The organism is Staphylococcus pasteuri (assembly GCF_030547725.1).
Lineage (GTDB): Bacteria > Bacillota > Bacilli > Staphylococcales > Staphylococcaceae > Staphylococcus > Staphylococcus pasteuri.
The window spans coordinates 1-276 of sequence record NZ_JAUOQO010000307.1 but is presented as its reverse complement, the minus strand read 5'-3'; the positions used below and the strand labels follow the sequence as shown (position 1 = coordinate 276).

Annotated in this window: 1 protein-coding gene; it reads right to left on the bottom strand. The window is 37.7% G+C overall.

The annotated features are described in order from the left end of the window. A partial coding sequence (locus tag Q4528_RS13775) for a hypothetical protein (RefSeq protein ID WP_303522131.1) occupies positions 1–255 on the bottom strand: 255 nt, incomplete at its 3' end. Between the last annotated feature and the right edge of the window lie 21 nt (positions 256–276).

The window sequence follows — 276 nt, the reverse complement described above, 5'->3', positions numbered from 1 at the left end:
CTTCAAGTTTACCCCTACTACCGCCAACAAGATCAGAGTTCCCAAAAAAGGAAACTCTATCACTGGCAAGAGAAAAGCCACCGCCCCTACCACAATAGTTATAGTAGCTCCGTGAATAGCTAATTGATATGAGCGACTATAGTTAGCTGGTATTTTTAAGATCTTTAATAAACCAAATACCAATAAAGCGGCTAACAATAAATAAATTAGATAATAGATAATCAGCCCAGCGTAAATAATTGGGAATAACACCAAGATAAAGACCCCAAAAGCTCC